Below are 17634 nucleotides of genomic sequence, written 5' to 3'. Positions count from 1 at the left end.
ACACTCCCCACTGATTAAAGTTTCACTTTATAGCGCTATTTTTACTTAGATTTAACGAACAGAAATATAGGAAAGCATCGATGGGGTTGTAGTTTATAAACGGAGGTCATGAAAATGAATAAGTTTCAACAAGAACTACAAGCGTTAAGCCTTAATGATTATCAGTCTGGAAATATTGTGTATTGGGATCAGCAAAACCAATATCCATATTACTATATTACAGATGATGCTCGTCGCTGTGGCGGTTGTGGCGGAGGTCGCTGTGGCGGTTGTGGCGGAGGTCGTTGTGGTGGTTGTGGCGGAGGTCGTTGTGGTGGATTCCGTTGTTTTGGTTGCTTCGGTTGCTTTAGTTGTTTTGGTTGTGGTGGTTGCTCTAATTGCTCTAATTGCTCTAATTGTTTTGATGGTTTAAATGGTTTTAATGGTACTACTGTAACATTTGAATATTGATAAGAGACAAAAAGGAATCCATTTTGAAAAAAGATTGATCGAAACGGATTCCTACTTTGTGAAGTATTATATAATTTTTATAAAAATGTGCTAACAAGTTTGCAAACGGACTTGCTAACACCTATACGAAATAGACATAAAATATCGCTGATGTGTAGCTTAATAATACGATAATAATTTAACACCTATAATGAATAATAGGTTATTAGAAAAGAAACCATAAAATGTAATGTTTTATATCATTATAAAAAGAGATTATTCTAATAGGTCGTTGTGTAACGGCTGCATAGGATAATCTCTTTTTATGCTTATTTTTGTAAAGAATGTACTGTTATTTTGAGTTGCTCAATAAATTTCCGGGTAGCAGCGCACATATATTTATCTCTTCTATAAATAAGTCCTATCTCTATTGTTGGAGTGGGTTTTTCAATTTTAATAGCTTGTATGTGCTCACTTTGCAAAAAGTCTATATACGGTTTTGGTAACACGGTAATCCCCATACCTTGTGCGACCATTTGAATTAAAGATTCCATTGTACTAATTTCTAAAATTGGCTTTGGTTTAAAGTTAAAGTTTTGGCAATGAGATGTAATTAGTTCTGTTAAATAGAAATTTTTAGGAAGAAGAATTAAAGGATAGTCCTGTAATTCTTCAATAGATACATACTTACGTTCAGTTAAAGAATGGCTGGTTGGCACAACTAATGTAAGTTCACTTTTATATAGTGGGATAGAAACAATCTCTTTATCTTGCACCGGGAGAAATGTAATACCAATATCTAATTCATTTTGTAATAATTTTTCACGAATTTCTCCTGTACGAAGCCCCAACACAGAGAGTTCGATATTTGGATATTGCTTATTGAAATCTAATATAGCTAGTGGTAGTAAATAATTTACTACGGTTAACAAAGATCCTATTGTTAAGGAACCATGATGTAATCCATTTAAATCTTGAATGGCAGAACGAGCTTGTTCGACTTCGTGAAAGATTGTTTTACTGTGCGATAATAAAACTCTTCCTGCTTCAGTTAAAGATATTTTTTTACCAATTCGATCGAAAAGTGGCATGCCTACTTCATGTTCTAATGCACGTATTTGTTGGCTTAGGGAAGGTTGTGAAATATTTAATTTCTCGGCTGCTTTTGTAAAATGTAATTCTTTCGAAACAGCTAAAAAGTATTCTAATTGTCGTAATTCGATTGAAATCACCTCAAGTTTAATCATAGGATATACCTATCATTATTATATAAATAATTGAATTGAACAATGGTTTTGTGGGATATATAATCACTTTATCAGAAATGGATTGATTAAAAAATTAGATGAGGTGAAGAAGAATTGTTGAAATCTAGTGTATTACCGGGCAGTTATTCACAAGTACTTCAAAAAAGGTATGAGGAGGCTGTACCGAAAGGAATATATCATTTAACGCCTTTATATGTAAAAGAAGCAAGGGGAGCGATAATAACAGATGTAGACGGAAATCAGTTTATTGATTTTGCTGGTGGAATTGGTATGCAAAATGTTGGACATTGTCATCCGAAAGTTGTAAGAGCGGTACAAAAACAAGCAGAATCATTTATACATCCTTGTTTTCATGTAACTCCATATGAAAATTATATTACTTTAGCGGAGAAAATTAATGAGAAAGTGCCAGGTACAAGCAAGAAAAAAACGATGTTTGCCAATAGTGGTGCGGAAGCGATTGAAAATGCTGTAAAGATCGCACGTAAAGTAACAGGGAGGAGGAAAGTAATTTCGTTTGAACGAGGATTTCATGGGAGAACATTAATGACAATGTCTTTATCGACCAAAGAAAATCCATATAAAGCAGGATTTGGTCCGTTCGTTTCAGACATGCATATATTGCCGTATCCGTACTATTACAGAGCTGAAGAAGGAGTTTCTCCTGAAGAAGTGGATTCTCAAGTCATCTATCAGTTTGAAAAGTTTTTAGAAGAAGTATCACCTGAACAAGTAGCAGCAATCGTAATGGAACCAGTACAAGGAGAAGGTGGATTTATTGTTCCTTCTATTTCATTTGTAAAACGATTACGAGAAATTTGTAATCAATACGGTATTTTAATGATAATGGATGAAGTGCAAACTGGATTTGGCCGAACAGGGAAATGGTTTGCAACGGAACATTTTCATATAGAACCTGACATAATGACTTTGTCAAAATCAATTGCTGGCGGTTTACCATTAAGTGCTATTGTCGGTCGTAAGGAGTTGATGGACATTCCTGGGAGAGGACAAATTGGTGGAACTTTTGCCGGGAGTCCGTTATCATGTGCAGCTGGTCTTGCTGTATTTGAAATAATGGAAGAAGAAAATCTAGTTGAAAGGGGTCAGCAAATTGGAAATAGAATAATGTCACATCTACATCAAATGCAATTAAAGTACGAAGTGATTGGTGATGTTCGTGGAATCGGTGCGATGGTTGCAATGGAACTTGTAACGAATCGCATAACGAAAGAACCTGCAAAAGAACTAACAGTAAAGCTAATTGAAGATTTTTGGAAGAATGGGCTTATAAGTATTGGAGCGGGGATATTTGATAATGTACTACGCTTTTTACCCCCTCTAGTTATCTCAAACGAAGAAATAGATAGAGGGTTTGAAATAATAAATGAGTCTTTTGAAAAGTTGTACCGCAAGTAAGAGGAGGGATTTGAATGACTAAAGTATATGAAATCCTATCTTTAAATATAGGATTGCCAAAAGAGGTTATGTATGGTGGGAAGTTAATTCAAACAGGGATAAATAAAAAGCAAGTAAAGGAACCTGTTTTTTTATCATTTTTAAAGTTTAATGGAGATGGACAGGCAGATTTAGTTCATCATGGAGGGGTAGATAAAGCGGTTTGTGTTTATACTAGTGACCACTATCCTTACTGGGAAAAAGAGTTGAATCAGGAACTTGTATATGGGGCTTTCGGTGAAAATATAACAGTAAGCGGAATGCGTGAAGAAGATGTTTGTATTGGTGACACGTTTCAACTCGGAGAAGCGATTGTACAAGTAACGCAGCCAAGACAACCTTGTTTTAAATTAGCGAAGAAATATAATATTCCAAAGTTGCCATTATATTTTCAAGATACAGGATACACAGGTTTTTATTTTCGAGTATTAAAAGAAGGGTGGATATTACCGGTAGATACTTTAAAATTGTTGAAGCCTGATCCAAAAGGTGTGTCAATTTTATTTGCGAATCGCATAATGCATAAAGAAAAACAAAACTCTGAAGGATTAAAAAGGATTTTAGAAGTAAATGCACTGTCTACTAGTTGGAGAAAGACGTTTGAAAAGCGAGTGAAGGGAGAAGAAATTAGTACGAAGGAGCGACTTGAAGGAATCAAAGAATAGGTGAATTATATTTGCATAAAATGGTGTATTTCTATTATCGGAAAGATAAGTAGGAAGCACCATTTGTTATATAATAAACATGATATTATTCAAAAATCTTAATACTAGTTTAGTCGACTTGTTTTTTAATAATCAAAACATAAAATAAATTAAACCATTTTTAAAAGTTTTATGATACTATATTGATTTGAAAGGCCTATTTTTTGAGAGTAGGTCATATAAGTATATCTAAATTAATGGAATCGACGTATGGAGGGACAACATGGGGAATGTTGAAAAAATGGCAAACTTTCTATTAGAAGAACCGAGAAGAGAACAGTTATTTCCTTTATTTGAAGAAGTGTTTGGGATTACGAGCCAAACATTGCAGGATTTTTCAGAGAAAGGGTATTGGGATTATACATATAAAGCATTATCATTTTTACAAGATGATAAAGCGATTGCAAATGTTGCGGCATTTTCACTTCCGCTTTTAATTAATGGTGAAAAAATAAATGCAGCGGGTATTCAATCAGTAATGACACATCCGAATTATCGTAGACGAGGATTAATGAAACAATTGTTTAGTAAGATGATAGAGGAAATTGATGAGCAATGCGGGTGTGCGGTCTTGTTTACTGAAAATCCGGAACTATATAAACCATTTGGTTTTCAAATTGTGCAAGAATATTTGATGACAGTATCATACGAAAACAAGAGTGATAAAGATTCTCAACTTAAAAAGTTAGATTTTTATAATGAAGAGGATAGACAATTAATACATGAGATTATTGAAAATGGCCAAAGGCTTTCTAATAAATTTTCAACGTTAAATTACCGCTCTTCGTTTTATTTAAATATGTATGATTCAACATGGAATGAAAACCTTTATTATTCAGAGAAATTAGATGCGCTAATTGTTTTTACAGTAGAAAATCAAAAACTAAAATTATTTGGAGTATTTGCGCCGGTAATTCCGATTTTAGATGAATTATGTGAGGAAATCTCTGGGGAATTTACGGAGATTGAATTTTATTTCTACCCAGATCAATTAGGAATTGATGATGTACAATATACAGAATTACAGACTAGTAAGTATTTAATGGTTCGAAGTAATAAAGAATTAGATTTTAAAGGTTATAAATTCCCGGTATTAACTGAGTTTTAAATATTAATTTAAATGTTTTTTGATGGAGGACATAGGTAAGGAGCCTGTTAAAATTGGTTTTTATACGTGTAGTCCTTCTGAAAATAATGGATTCGAGACCGAAGTTTTCGATTTTAAAATTGAACAAATATAGATGGGAAAACCGCATTCTTACTAAATGAGAATGCGGTTTTTATTAAGTTAAAGATTATTCACATCAACTGGCAGTGAAAATGCCTGGTAGATTAAAGTTCCATTTTATTGACTAAAAATGATTTAAAACTTATCATTTAATAATGTTAAATATTAATTTACATAATATACTAGAGTAGTAAGAAAAGATCAGTTAAATAGGGAGGGATTTGAATTTTTGAGTGATAATTTCATGAAAAAAGGAGATTATGTATGAAATCATTTCGCAAGTTGTTACAGTATTTAAAACCATACATGTTCTTCGCTATTATTGGGCCGCTGTTTATGGTACTTGAGGTTGCGATGGACTTAATTCAACCGACAATAATGCAACATATTATTGATGTTGGAATTGCAAACCGGGATTTGAATTATGTAATAAAAATGGGGTTTCTTATGATAGGGGCAGCAGCGATCGGTTTAGTTGGAGGACTTGGTTGTATGATGTATTCTACAAAAGCTGCTATTAATTTCGCTACAGACATACGAAAAGATGTTTTTGCGAAAATAGAAACATTTTCTAGCAAAAATCGTGATTCATTTGGAACAGGTAAATTATTAACAATCGTGACAAATGATATTACATCTATTCAATCGGCGATGACGATGACGTTACGTGTACTTGTCCGTGGACCGTTATTATTTATTGGAAGTATCATTATAGTCTTTGTAACAGCGAGAGACCTATTTCCAATTTTACTTGTTGTGGTACCCGTTTTATTAGTTGCAATTGTATTGATTACAGGTCAAGCGAGCGGTTCATTTAAACGAGTACAAGAAGCATTAGATAAAGTAAACACAAAGCTACAAGAAAATTTATCCGGTGTACGTGTTATAAAAGCATATGTAAGACAAAAATATGAAATCTCACAGTTTGAGAAAGTTAATAAAAGTTTAACTGGAATTAATATTCGTGCTATACAAATTATTTCATTGATGATGCCAATTATTATGCTAGTTGTAAATGGCGGGATTGTAGCAACTTTATGGTTTGGTGGCGAAAAAGTTTTTAATGGTACACTCCAAGTAGGAGCCATTTTAGCTTTTATTAACTATTTAAATATCATATTAATGTCACTTATGTCTATTAGTATGGTATTTATTCAAATTGCCCGTGCTTTTCCATCAGCTGATCGTGTACAACAAGTCTTACATACTGAAGTTGACATTACAACTGAAGGCGACGTATATGAACCAAAACAAGTGAATGGTAATGTAAAATTTAAAAATGTTAGCTATAGTTATACGAAAAATAATGAATATGTTTTAAAAGATATTTCATTTACCGTACGGAAAGGTGAAAAAATAGGGATTATTGGATCTACCGGAAGCGGTAAATCAACATTGGCTAAACTATTGCCAAGACTTTACGATGTTGATAAAGGTGAAATATGTATAGATGGTGTCAATGTGAAAGAATATGATTTGCAAAAACTTCGTGCTTCAATTGGCTTCGTTCCACAAAAGGCACTTCTCTTTTCAGGAAGTATTGAAGAGAATTTACGTTATGGTAAAGAAGAGGCGGATTATGGTGAATTAGAAATGGCATCTGCATCTGCTTGTGCTGCAGAATTTATTAATAAATTTGAAGATACATATCAATATAACTTAACACAAGGTGCAACCAATCTATCTGGTGGTCAAAAACAACGTCTATCTATTGCAAGAGCCTTAGTGAGAAAACCATCTATACTGGTATTAGATGATTCTACATCGGCGGTTGATGCGAAGTCAGAAGCTGTAATACAAGAAGCATTAAGGTCGAGATATAGTGGCACAACGACATTATTAATCGCATCAAAAATATCCTCTATTATAGATGCTGATAAAATTCTCGTTTTGGATAACGGTGAATTAGTTGGAAATGGTACGCATGAGGCTTTATTGGCAACTTGTGAAGTGTATCAGGAAATTTATCTTTCCCAAGGTGGCAACCTGCAGCAAGAAGGAGGGGAAGAGCGTGCGTAATTTTCAAGGACAATTTGGAAATAAAGGTGGACGTAATAATACGAAAACGGGAAAAGTAAAGAATACTAAAGGAACTATAATGCGAATATGGAACTATATGGGGTATCAAAAAGCATCTCTTATGTTCGTTATTATTCTTGTATTTATCACGACATTACTCGGTTTACTTGGGCCATATTATATGGGGGTCATTATTGATGAATACATCGTACCAAAGGATTTAAGTGGGACAGCAAGAATGTGCATGCTACTCATTGTAATATATGGTATAACCGTATTGTTAACATGGTTACAAACATTTGTAATGATTAATGTTGCATTAAAGACGATACAAAAAATACGACAAGATATTTTTGATAAAATCCAAACGCTTTCTCTAAGATTCTTTGATGTACGTTCGCAAGGTGATTTAATGAGTCGTGTGACAAATGATATTGATAACTTAAATCAAGCTTTGACACAAAGTGTTGTACAAATTATTTCATCAGCGTTAACATTTATAGGTGTAACGATTGCGATGTTTTCATTAGATTGGATTTTAGCGATTGTAACTTTAATTACAGTACCTATTATGTTTTTCGTTACAAAAAAACTAGTTGCTTATAGTGGTAAAAATTTTGCGAAGCGTCAAAAGGATTTAGGGGAATTAAATGGATTTATCGAGGAAGCTATTACAGGTGCAGACGTAACTACGTTATACGGAAAAGAAAAAGAAACCGTACATAACTTTAATGAAATTAACGAACAGCTAAGAATTTCAGCAACGAAGGCTGAAACGTTTTCAGCATTTATTTTTCCAAGTATGAACTTTATTAATAACTTAGGAATGGGGCTTGTAATTGGAACTGGATCGGTAATGGTATTAAACGGAATGACAACGGTAGGTGTCATTGCAGCTTTTATTAATTATTCTCGACAATTTTCAAGACCACTTAGTCAATTTGCAACTTTAATGAATACGATTCAAGCGGCAGTTGCTGGAGGAGAACGTGTCTTTGAAATTATGGATGAAGTACCAGAAATTCAAAATAAAAAAGATGCAGTACTTGTACAAAATTTACAAGGACATGTTAGGCTTGAGAAAGTTTCATTTGGATACGCACAGGACAACATGATTTTAAAAGATGTGAGTCTCGAGGCGAATCCTGGGGAGACAATCGCTTTAGTCGGTCCAACTGGATCAGGAAAAACAACAATTATTAATTTGTTAACTCGCTTTTATGACATTCAAAAAGGGCAAATTAGCATTGATGAAAAAGATATAAAGGATTATGATATTAATTCTTTGCGGAGTAAAATAGGGGTTGTTTTACAGGATACGTATTTATTTGCAGGAACGATTATGGAAAATATTCGATATGGACGTTTAGATGCAAGTGATGAAGAAGTAGTTGCAGCAGCAAAAGCAGCATCAGCACATTCTTTTATAAAACATCTACCGAATCAATATGAAACGGAAATTGCTTCAGAAGGTTCGAATTTAAGTCAAGGACAAAAACAACTCCTTGCGATTGCACGAGCGATTTTAGCCGATGCAGATATATTAATTCTCGACGAAGCAACATCTAATATTGATACGAGAACAGAATTACAAATTCAATCTGGATTAAATAATTTAATGAGAGGGCGGACAAGTTTTGTAATCGCTCATCGGCTGAAAACGATTGAAAAAGCAGATCAAATACTTGTAATTAAAGATGGTAGTATTTTGGAAAGAGGAAGTCATGAAACTCTCATGGAAGATGGAGGGTTTTACTTTGATCTGTATACGAGTCAGTTTAAAATTTAACAAAAATATTGATATAATGCGGTTTCTCGTGATAAGAGAAACCGCATTTTTAATATTTGTAAACATTGATATCCGAATAGTCTCTCACTAAATGTTTTAACAGCATCCTCTTGTATTAATGGAAAAATGTAAAAGGAGAGATTTCTTTTTCGGTTATTCTAGCAATCATAATCATTGTCGTATTCATTGCAACATTCATCGCAAGGGTTGTTCTGATCATTGCAGCAAATACAAAACGTTTTATTGATAAATATATCAATAAAATCAAAGGAATCGGAATTATTTGTGAGGGTAAGTTCTTGGAAATCTTCTACTTGAAAAATCCTTGTTTCATTAGGAACTATCGTAGCGATAATTGGTGTGTTAGAAATCCTTGTACGAATAGTTACTTCAATGGGACCGGAATCGTTAGGAACAGATATTTGAAGTAATGTTTTGTTGTGATTAATAGTAAGATCTTCAAAAACCACTCTTGAAGAGTTAGGGGGTACGATAATATCTAGAGGTACATTTCCAGTTGAGGAAGTTCCCGAGCCGGCTACGGTATGAGTCTCAATAAAACAGTTACTCTTTTGGTTAAGAGAATGTGATTGTTCTGCATAGTAATCATTTTGGTCATCACAGCAGATGCAAAACGTTTTTTGAATAAAAATACCAATATCGCTACTTGTATTAGTATTATTTGTGACAGTGAGGCTTTCAAAATTTTCTACTTGAAAAATCCTTGTTTCACCTGTAGCTATTGTAGCAGTAATTGGTCTACGAGAATTTCTTGTACGAATAGTTATTACAATCGGTGCAGAAGTGCCAGGAACATGAAACTGAAGTAATGTTTTGTTGTGATTATTAGTAGAATCTTCAAAAACTATTCTTGAAGTGTTAGCTGGTACGACAATATCTAGAGGTATATTTGAACCGGCAATCGTATGCGTTTCAATGAAACAGTTCTCTTTTTTGTGGTGAGAATACGAATAGTTTTTATAGTACTTTTTTCCATGTTTATAAAAATAGTCAGCCATTCTTTAATCTCCTATCTTTTATTTGTCTATATATAGTATTTAATAAAAGTAAGAAATGTTTGTACAAGGTAGAAAAAAGTTCTATTTAGGAGAATAAGAGAAAAAATTTTAGATGTATGTTCTGTAGAATTTGTTTCAGTTAACTCAAATATAAGAAATGTATAGCTAACCTTTTTACGATATTAATAGTTAGGAAAGCATAGATCGGGAAATATAGTTTGGTATTCTGGGATTAACCGAAGATCAGTAGTTAAGGTCGCATAGTGCGTATAGTTTTTTTCTAATTTTTCAAGTGTTGTTAAATGAGGAGAACCTAAACCACGCTGTACACTATGTTTAGAAAGAGTAGGTCCAATTTGTAATTTTCTTTTTTTCATAGCCTCGTTCCATGGACTATAAAAAAATTTTAAAACGAACGCAGGCTGCATGTAAATGCTATATGGATAATGTGAGCCATGTCTGCCGACTCTGTAGTCACCATGAAAAATATTGTGAATTAATCTACCGTTGAGATAAAGCAGATTGGGACTGGGTTGGATTAAAATACTGTGATAACGTTGTTTGACTAGTGGAGTACTGTATCTTGGATTAGAATAGCCGTGAGAAGGTTCATCGATCATCTTTATAACTCTAATGGAAAACATGTTCCCTCCATTAGAGTTAAGTGAAGTGAAAAAATTGTTCTTTATTAAAACACCAAAGAAACTCTGTCGTATTTAATATCATTTTCCATCCAGTAACTTCTTTTTCAATTTCCATAACTTCTTGATCAACTAAATAGGCATCAAATTCTAATACTTTTGAATTGCGAATTTCCCAATGAGGTGCAAATAACTTACATATTTCCACTGAACGGTCAGTAGATCCTCAGTTAATTAGAATACCGTGATCAAATAGTTTTGTATGATGCATTAACCACCATGGAAGTAAATATTCTTCATTGTAAAAATGAGAAATTAAAGTAGTTTTAATGAAAACCTCCTCTTTATATAACACACTTCTTATTTAGTACGATATGGTGGGAATCTTATCGCTAGAAGGTTCCCACCTTAAAACTAAAAAAACAAAGATGATAGGTGTAAGGATAATTATTTATTTCGGATTGACTGTTAAATTAAGAATTGGGATGGTTATGGAGCTAGTTGATAACAATTGAAATAGCGCTAAAAATTAATAAAACTGCCATAATAATGTTAAAGAATTGGTTATGTTTTAATAAAAGTTTTTGGAACATTGAACCGAATAGGCTCCAACTAAACGTACTCATTAAACCGACTACTCCTAAAAATAATGAAAAAAGAAGGTAACTAGAATATGAATTGTAATAAGGGAGAATGAAAGTTGATACTACAGTCAGTCCGAATAATATTCCCTTTGGATTAACGAATTGAAGCATAATTCCTACTAAAAATAAGTTTTTATTGCTTTTTTCATTTGTATTTGCACTACTTTTACTATTGAGTATTTTAAAAGCTAAATACATCATATAAGCTACACCTAAAATTTTTAAAGGAAATTCAATTATTGGCAGAATGTTTATAAGTATAATATTAAAGAAACTACATAATGAAGTGATGATGAAAAAGCCGAAAGCCACTCCGAAGCAAAATTTAATGCTACTTTTTAACCCATGTTGGTTGGCGTATGTCATAGCTAAAAAATTGTTAGGACCTGGTGTGAAGCTACTAATAAAGACGAATAATAAAAAAGAAAATATAGGCATTTCAAACCTCCCTTTGAATTTGTATGTTATAATGACCGAAAAGAACAATATAACGTGTGCTTTTTATTATACACAATGGTCGTTATATTGTATAGGAGTGTTTTTTATGGAGGAAATTCAACTTATCCTTGCAAAAAATTTAAAAGCTATTCGAGAAAAAGAAAAGCTGAGCTTAGAAAAAGTTTCTCAATTAAGTGGTGTAAGTAAAACGATGATCGGACAAATTGAAAGGGGAGAATCTAGCCCGACACTAACTACGATTTGGAAAATTGCTAATGGCCTGAAAGTGTCTTTTACTTCTTTAATCAATAATCCACAGCCAGATACGAAAGTTATTTTACGAAACGATGTTCAAGTATTATCTGAAGACAATGGGAGATATAAAGTGTATCCTTCGTTTCCTTTCCAAGATGATAGACATTTTGAAATCTATACTGTTGAAATTGAAACAGAAGGAAAGTTATATGCTGAAGCGCATAAAGAAGGAACAGAGGAATTTATAACTGTGTTTGATGGTGAGCTGACAATTGAGGTAAATAATTGTCAATATAGATTAAATAGTGGAGACTCAATCAGGTTTAAGGCGGATAGACCTCACGCTTATTATAATTCAGGAAGTACGTTAACTCGGTTGAGTATGACAATTTATTATCCAGCTGCATAAGTTTTTATGTACATCAAAAATATAAGGGAAGCGTAATTATAAAACCATCTATACAAGGTGGTTTTTATTATGTGAAAAATTACAAAAAAAAGACACTCATTTGAGTGTCAACACAGTATTTCTCTCGCGTATAGGATTGGAGAATGTTTCTCAAATACATATTGAGATGATTAGTAAAGGAGAAACTGTCTTCATAAATAACTTAACATTGATAGCGTATAGAGTAAATTGATAATGTTTATCCGGAATATTTAGTATAGATAGTTTCTACTATCTATATAGGGGAATGGCATTTAAAGTTAAGAAGAAAAAATGAAGCATTTATTAATCAACTCGTATAATTGTTAGAGAGGCGCCAGTTGATCCACCAACGACTAAATTGACAATTGATAAGAGACCGAATAATTGAAGAGAAATAGTATTATCTGCATTTAATATTGTAATTAAATTATTATTATAACTTAAAGTAGATAAGGCAGGATATAGAATTGAGCCCAGAAGTGATGTAGATCCGTTTAAAATTAGTCTTGAACCCGCAAGAAGTGCAGTTGTAGTATTAATTTGATAAGAAAGATAATAACGTCCCGTTACAGGGACTGTAAATAAATCATTTGCACTATTGACTGCAAAGCTATCAAGGCTTTGATTGTTTGAGAGTAGTATGTTAGTACCACCTAGTACAACTGAAACTGTTCCATCCACTGTATTATTTGCAAACATAGAATTTGTTGTAACGTTTATGCCGGTATTACCAGTGGGTCCGGTATTACTCATGGGTCCAGTACTACCAGTTAGTCTATAATGAAGGAGCATTTCAAGTGAAATTATAGATAATTGTACGTCATTATTTTGGGGATTTTCTCTATCTTTATTTTTAATTAAAATCACCTCATTTTTATGATAAAGGAGATACTTTTCATATATTCTATTAATAATATTTTTTTAGATAATCCTTTTAACATTTCGGAACATCTAACATTTAATAAATACTATAGAAGGGAGGTGCAAATTTGAATCGATATGACAAATTACCAATGTCTAAGGAAGTTATGGATTCTAAAAATATTGGTCCTACATTTCCACCTCTTCCGTCTATTAATTTTCCAACTGGAGCAACAGGAGCAACAGGAGCAACCGGAGCAACAGGAGTAACGGGAGAAACAGGAGAAACAGGGACAACAGGAGCAACAGGAGTAACAGGAGTAACGGGAGAAACAGGAGAAACAGGGGCAACAGGGGCAACAGGAGTAACAGGAATAACAGGAATAACAGGAATAACGGGAGAAACAGGGGCAACAGGAGCAACAGGAATAACGGGAGAAACAGGGGCAACAGGAGTAACAGGAGTAACAGGAATAACAGGAATAACGGGAGTAACAGGAATAACAGGAATAACGGGAGCAACAGGAGTAACAGGAGTAACGGGAGTAACGGGAGCAACCGGAGAAACAGGGGCAACAGGAGCAACAGGAGTAACAGGAGTAACGGGAGAAACAGGGGCAACAGGGGCAACAGGAATAACAGGAATAACGGGAGAAACAGGGGCAACAGGAGCAACAGGAATAACGGGAGAAACAGGGGCAACAGGAGCAACAGGAATAACGGGAGCAACCGGAGAAACAGGGGCAACAGGAGCAACAGGAGCAACAGGAGCAACAGGAATAACAGGAATAACGGGAGAAACAGGAGAAACAGGAGCAACAGGGGCAACCGGAGCAACCGGAATAACCGGCCCAACGGGAATACCGGGAACAATCCCAACAACAAACCTATTATATTTTACTTTTTCAGATGGGGAAAAACTTATATATACTAATGCAGATGGTATAGCACAATACGGTACAACACAAATCTTATCACCAAGTGAAGTTTCTTATATTAATCTATTTATAAATGGAATTCTTCAACCACAACCTTTTTATGAAGTTACAGCTGGTCAGTTAACTTTATTAGATGCTGAACCACCCTCACAAGGATCTTCAATTATCCTACAATTTATTATTATCAATTAAAAAGGACAGATTTCCTATAAAGAGAAATCTGCCCTTTTTGTTCTAAATTTGGTTAGTTAAAATTAAGTGACGATAAATTCAATTGTAATTGGAATTCCACCGTCTAATGCATCTCCGCCAGGAATTGTAATAGCACCAGTAGGACCAGTAGTAACACTGGAGTTTACACTAGGCTGGAGAATACCGTTTATATAGAGATTGTAATACGTAAAAGTTGGGAAGGCAGTTGCAGTAGTACCCGCATCGTTTAAACACGCTGTGGCAGTAATCGCAAAAGCAGCACCTGTGCCTGTTCCAGCTCCTAGTGTAGAGGTGAATCTTCTAGATGCCATAAATGGTTGAATGATAGGCATTTAATTCTCACTCCTATTCTAAATTTATTGGAACGAAGTTTAGAATAACTTGTCCAATATATAATATGAGGATTTTCTATATTAGAAACGGCATCCTGATTATAGTTTCAACACAATTTTTGTATAGGTAAAATACTAATTATTCTAGTATGGAAAAAGTGATGTCATTATAAGTGGAACGTATGTTATTGATTGTTTTAGTGATTACTATGGATAATTAAATTGATAGGCAATTGAATTTGGGAGATAAACGTGGAAAAATAAAATAAACTCTTAAGTTTAGGTGTTTAATCTAAGCACTCAATTATTAAAAACATATAATTAATATGTGAGTCATGAACATAATTAAATTACGTTTTCAAGTTTGATTATAATTCATGTTTCCTATTTTAAGAGAAACATATAACTCAACTACTTTTTTCAATCGCATCTTTTATAGTTCTTAGAATAGGAAAACACTCAACTATAAGAAAAGTAAGGAGGAAATAAATGAAACATAATGATTGTTTTGATCATAATAACTGCAATTCGATTGTTTTTTCAGCAGATTGTTGTAAAAATCCACAGTCAGTTCCTATTACTAGCCAACAATTAAGTCAATTAATTACTTTATTAAATTCATTAATATCAGCTATTGCAGCATTTTTTGCAAATCCAAGTAATGCAAACAGATTAGCGTTACTCGATTTATTTAATCAATTTTTAATTTTCTTAAATTCCTTATTACCTTCCCCAGAAGTTAATTTTTTGAAACAATTAACTCAAAGTATTATAGTTTTATTACAATCTCCAGCACCTAATTTAGGACAATTGTCAACATTATTGCAACAATTTTATAGCGCTCTTGCACAATTCTTCTTCGCTTTAGATCTTATCCCTGTATCCTGCAACTCAAATATCGATCCTGCAACTTTACAAGTTCTTTTTGGTTTATTAATTCAATTAATCAATGCTACTCCAGGGGCGACAGGTCCAACAGGAGCAACAGGAGCAACAGGAGCAACAGGAGCAACAGGAGCAACAGGAGCAACAGGAGCAACAGGAGCAACAGGAGCAACAGGAACGGGAGCAACAGGTCCAACAGGTCCAACAGGTCCAACAGGTCCAACAGGTCCAACAGGCCCAACAGGTCCAACAGGTCCAACAGGTCCAACAGGTCCAACAGGTCCAACAGGCCCAACAGGCCCAACAGGTCCAACAGGAGCAACAGGAGCAACAGGAGGCGGAGCGGTTATTCCGTTTGCATCAGGTACACCCGTAGCATTAACAACTGTTTTAGGTGGGTTGGCAAACACAGGGGCACTTGTTGGATTTGGAAGTTCATTCTTCCCTGTAATTGTATCTGGTGGCTCAATTACTATAGGTCCTGTACCTCCAGTATTTGATTTCGCATTTGTAGCTCCTCGCGCAGGTACAATTACTTCGTTAGCAGGATTCTTTAGTGTAACTGTAGCGGTTGCTTTAGCATTAGGAAGCATACAAATTCAAATGCAGTTGTACAGCGCACCAGCAGCAAGTAATACTTTCACGCCAGTAGGTACACCGTTACTATTAACACCAGGATTTAGTGGTCTTATTGCTGTCGGTAATACTTCGAGTGGTATTAGCGCACAAGTAATTCCGGTCGCTCCACAAGATAAGATATTACTTGTTGTTTCATCAACTACACCTGGTTTCGATATTGCTACTGCTATTACAGGATTCGCAAGTGCAGGGATAACATTCGTCTAAGCATCGCGTCTTAAATGGTGAGCATTGAAAAAAGGAATACTCTTTTTAAGAGTATTCCTTTTTGTATAGCTAAAAAAGATCTTATTTATTTTTATTACAGTTACATCCTTTTTTCTTTACGTAGCCTTGTTGAGCTAAATCTCTTTCCGATTGGGAACTGGAAGATTGAGAATTCGAAGATTGAGAGGACGCTGATGAACTACTATTTTTATTATTAGAGTAGTTTTTTCGATAGTTATAATTACTCATAGTGCTATCACCTCCAATGAAATATATAAATATTATATGTATGTACTCTATTAATTGTTACGATAAAGAATTGGAAGAGAAGATATAATAAAAATCTCCTCGGCATTTTCCAAGGAGATAAATGATGTTTCTTATTAAGAGATACTAATTAATAACCCCAGTAAAGAGGGAAGTAATAAGAATCTTGGTAATATAGATTTTGTTGTTGAGTAGGCGGAGGAGTTGACTGATTTATCATATCACGGTTTTGATTACAGTTTGCCGGGGGACCAATTACTGTAGTAGATTGAATTGGGGATACTGCTTGTTTCCATTGTTGTTCATTTAGACAATAAGTATGAGCCATCATATTAGCGGGAGTTAATCTTAAAATATCAGAACCAAAAATAACTTCTGGTGTCGGGGCATTAAAAATGGCTAATAAATGTGTGTTATCTGTTGTGGCGATTTCATAATGCCACCAAGCTTGTGGGATATTAGCGACTTGCCCTGGTTTGATAGGTAAGTTTAAAATTTGATTCGTAAACGGATTAAGTAAAGAAACGACAGCGGACCCTGAAATACAGTAAACGAGTTCAGCTGCATTTTGATGGATATGTGGTTCTACAACATTACCTGTACTTAAATATATATCTAATAAAGAAGTGTTTTCTAATGTGTTTAATTGTTTAATGCCAAGTACGTTTATATAATTTTTGGCATCTTTCTTAAAAAAATTACTTTTATTTAAATCATGGGTGAAATTGGTTGAGGGGGAAGTGTAGTCAATATTCGAAGTCAATTGTATTACCTGCCTTTCTATTTGTAAGTCATTGTACGAAATTAGGATATGAGTCTAGTTTTTGTAATGTGCAATTGTAGTCATCATAATAAAATCGCCTATTTTATAAAGGATTTCTAGGCTGTACCGTGTATCATACAAAATTACTATTAAAAATGTAATTAAGAATGAAATTATGAAAGTCGGAATTATTGGTGATGGGTTTGG

Annotated in this window: 15 protein-coding genes and 2 pseudogenes; 10 read left to right on the top strand and 7 right to left on the bottom strand. The window is 34.0% G+C overall.

Annotated elements, in window-relative coordinates; all coding sequences use genetic code 11:
• Positions 1-114 precede the first annotated feature (114 nt).
• Entirely contained in the window at positions 115-450 is a 336-nt protein-coding gene (locus QCI75_RS15015) for a heterocycloanthracin/sonorensin family bacteriocin (protein WP_353760770.1), read from the top strand.
• Positions 451-758: 308 nt separating this feature from the next.
• Here the strand turns inward: QCI75_RS15015 and QCI75_RS15010 are convergent, their stop codons facing one another.
• Positions 759-1661, bottom strand: coding sequence for a LysR family transcriptional regulator (locus QCI75_RS15010; protein WP_353761545.1), 903 nt, complete (start codon positions 1659-1661; stop codon positions 759-761).
• Positions 1662-1790: 129 nt separating this feature from the next.
• On the opposite strand from QCI75_RS15010, the gene gabT reads away from it, so the two are divergent.
• The 6 genes and pseudogenes from gabT (at position 1791) to QCI75_RS14980 (ending at position 8895) form a co-directional block, all read left to right on the top strand.
• Positions 1791-3116 carry a 4-aminobutyrate--2-oxoglutarate transaminase gene (gabT, locus tag QCI75_RS15005; protein ID WP_353760769.1) on the top strand — a complete coding sequence of 442 codons (1326 nt, stop codon included), beginning with the start codon at positions 1791-1793 and terminating at the stop codon, positions 3114-3116.
• Between the two features lie 14 nt (positions 3117-3130).
• Complete coding sequence (locus tag QCI75_RS15000) at positions 3131-3820, top strand: MOSC domain-containing protein (RefSeq protein WP_353760768.1); 690 nt, start codon at positions 3131-3133, stop codon at positions 3818-3820.
• A 262-nt stretch (positions 3821-4082) separates the two neighbouring features.
• Positions 4083-4967 carry a GNAT family N-acetyltransferase gene (locus QCI75_RS14995; protein ID WP_353760767.1) on the top strand — a complete coding sequence of 295 codons (885 nt, stop codon included), beginning with the start codon at positions 4083-4085 and terminating at the stop codon, positions 4965-4967.
• Positions 4968-4986: 19 nt separating this feature from the next.
• A pseudogene (locus QCI75_RS14990) lies at positions 4987-5100 on the top strand (DUF1349 domain-containing protein); the annotation flags it as partial.
• Positions 5101-5351: 251 nt separating this feature from the next.
• A complete protein-coding gene (locus tag QCI75_RS14985; RefSeq protein WP_353760766.1) occupies positions 5352-7106 on the top strand; it encodes an ABC transporter ATP-binding protein in 1755 nt (584 codons plus the stop codon).
• Positions 7099-8895, top strand: coding sequence for an ABC transporter ATP-binding protein (locus tag QCI75_RS14980; protein WP_353760765.1), 1797 nt, complete (start codon positions 7099-7101; stop codon positions 8893-8895). Before QCI75_RS14985 ends, QCI75_RS14980 begins: the two co-directional genes overlap by 8 nt.
• A 158-nt stretch (positions 8896-9053) precedes the next feature.
• Here QCI75_RS14980 and QCI75_RS14975 read toward each other — a convergent pair whose 3' ends face one another.
• The 3 genes and pseudogenes from QCI75_RS14975 to QCI75_RS14965 form a co-directional block, all read right to left on the bottom strand.
• The gene (locus tag QCI75_RS14975; protein ID WP_353760764.1) at positions 9054-9914 is read right to left on the bottom strand and encodes an exosporium protein D; all 861 of its coding nucleotides are present in this window, start codon (positions 9912-9914) and stop codon (positions 9054-9056) included.
• A 182-nt stretch (positions 9915-10096) separates the two neighbouring features.
• Positions 10097-10826 (bottom strand): annotated as a pseudogene (locus tag QCI75_RS14970) (glycosyltransferase family protein).
• Between the two features lie 226 nt (positions 10827-11052).
• Positions 11053-11637 (bottom strand): LysE family translocator, encoded by a 585-nt coding sequence (locus QCI75_RS14965; RefSeq protein ID WP_144507065.1) that lies wholly within the window; start codon positions 11635-11637, stop codon positions 11053-11055.
• A 106-nt stretch (positions 11638-11743) separates the two neighbouring features.
• On the opposite strand from QCI75_RS14965, the gene QCI75_RS14960 reads away from it, so the two are divergent.
• Complete coding sequence (locus tag QCI75_RS14960; RefSeq protein WP_353760763.1) at positions 11744-12301, top strand: helix-turn-helix domain-containing protein; 558 nt, start codon at positions 11744-11746, stop codon at positions 12299-12301.
• Positions 12302-12625: 324 nt separating this feature from the next.
• On the opposite strand, the gene QCI75_RS14955 is transcribed toward QCI75_RS14960, so the two are convergent.
• Positions 12626-13075 carry a BclA C-terminal domain-containing protein gene (locus QCI75_RS14955; RefSeq protein ID WP_483299465.1) on the bottom strand — a complete coding sequence of 150 codons (450 nt, stop codon included), beginning with the start codon at positions 13073-13075 and terminating at the stop codon, positions 12626-12628.
• Between the two features lie 236 nt (positions 13076-13311).
• Here QCI75_RS14955 and QCI75_RS14950 point away from each other — a divergent pair, with 236 nt between their 5' ends.
• Complete coding sequence (locus QCI75_RS14950; protein WP_353760761.1) at positions 13312-14313, top strand: DUF4183 domain-containing protein; 1002 nt, start codon at positions 13312-13314, stop codon at positions 14311-14313.
• 62 nt (positions 14314-14375) lie between these two features.
• On the opposite strand, the gene QCI75_RS14945 is transcribed toward QCI75_RS14950, so the two are convergent.
• Complete coding sequence (locus QCI75_RS14945) at positions 14376-14666, bottom strand: DUF4183 domain-containing protein (protein WP_144507061.1); 291 nt, start codon at positions 14664-14666, stop codon at positions 14376-14378.
• Between the two features lie 489 nt (positions 14667-15155).
• Between QCI75_RS14945 and QCI75_RS14940 the strand changes: the two genes are divergently transcribed.
• Positions 15156-16397 (top strand): exosporium glycoprotein BclB-related protein, encoded by a 1242-nt coding sequence (locus QCI75_RS14940; RefSeq protein ID WP_353760760.1) that lies wholly within the window; start codon positions 15156-15158, stop codon positions 16395-16397.
• Between the two features lie 397 nt (positions 16398-16794).
• Here QCI75_RS14940 and QCI75_RS14935 read toward each other — a convergent pair whose 3' ends face one another.
• Positions 16795-17427 (bottom strand): cupin domain-containing protein, encoded by a 633-nt coding sequence (locus QCI75_RS14935; protein ID WP_098779873.1) that lies wholly within the window; start codon positions 17425-17427, stop codon positions 16795-16797.
• Positions 17428-17634: the final 207 nt, after the last annotated feature.

It is taken from the genome of Bacillus cereus group sp. RP43 (assembly GCF_040459645.1).
GTDB classification, from domain to species: domain Bacteria; phylum Bacillota; class Bacilli; order Bacillales; family Bacillaceae_G; genus Bacillus_A; species Bacillus_A mycoides_C.
This window is presented reverse-complemented; position numbering and strand designations above follow the sequence as displayed.